Source organism: Kineococcus glutinatus, assembly GCF_039542765.1.
Lineage (GTDB): Bacteria > Actinomycetota > Actinomycetes > Actinomycetales > Kineococcaceae > Kineococcus_A > Kineococcus_A glutinatus.
Window position 1 is genome coordinate 1 of record NZ_BAABIL010000802.1, and the last position, 1,053, is coordinate 1,053.

The window sequence follows — 1,053 nt, forward strand, 5'->3', positions numbered from 1 at the left end:
GCTCCCGCGCCGGGCGCACCGCACCGCGGGCGACCGGCGCGGGCGCGTCGGCCGCCGCGCCGCCGCGCGGCACCGGACACGCCGAACTCACGAGGAGAGGACCCCATGGCTGCCTACACCGCGGCTGACGTCAAGGCGCTGCGCGAGAAGACCGGCGCCGGCATGCTGAACTGCAAGGACGCGCTCGTCGAGGCCGAGGGCGACTTCGACAAGGCCGTCGAGATCCTGCGGGTCAAGGGTCTCAAGGGCGTCACCAAGCGCGAGGACCGCACCACCTCCAACGGTCTGGTGGCCGCGCACGTCGAGGGCGGCCTCGGCGTGCTCGTCGAGATCAACTGCGAGACGGACTTCGTCGCCAAGGGCGAGCGCTTCCAGGAGCTGGCCCGGCAGGTGCTGGACCAGGCCGTCGCGACCGGTGCCGCGGACGCGGAGTCCCTCCTCGCCAGCGACCTGGGCGGGCGCACCGTGCAGGCCGTGCTGGACGAGGCCAACGCCACCATCGGCGAGAAGATCGTCGTGCGCCGCGTCGCGCGGGTCGAGGGCACCTCCGTGGCCTCCTACCTGCACCGCACCAGCGCCGACCTGCCCCCGCAGATCGGCGTGCTCGTCGCCCTGGACGCCGAGGCGGCCGAGGCCGGCCGCGACGTCGCGATGCACGCCGCGGCGATGTCGCCGACGTACCTGGCCCGCGAGGACGTGCCGGCCGACGTCGTGGAGAACGAGCGCCGCGTCGCCGAGGCCACCTCGCGCGAGGAGGGCAAGCCCGAGGCCGCCCTGCCGCGCATCGTCGAGGGCCGCGTCAACGGCTTCTTCAAGGAGAACGTCCTGCTGGAGCAGGCCTTCGCGAAGGACCCGAAGCAGACCGTCGCGCAGGTCCTCAAGGCCGCCGGCGCCACCGCGACCGCCTTCGCGCGCTTCCGCGTCGGCGTCTGAGACCGCGTCGCCGGCGCATCCGCACCACCGCCCGGGGCGGGGACGGCACCACCGTCCCCGCCCCGCGGCGCGCCCGGCCCCGCGGCGGCGGCCGCCCGGGCACCCGCTCGGCGCAGCACG

General features: G+C 75.7%; 1 protein-coding gene. It reads left to right on the forward strand.

Translation table 11 applies throughout. The features are described from left to right. Positions 1-105: 105 nt before the first annotated feature. Complete coding sequence (gene tsf, locus ABEB16_RS21590) at positions 106-933, forward strand: translation elongation factor Ts (RefSeq protein ID WP_345714229.1); 828 nt, start codon at positions 106-108, stop codon at positions 931-933. The last annotated feature ends 120 nt before the right edge of the window (positions 934-1,053 follow it).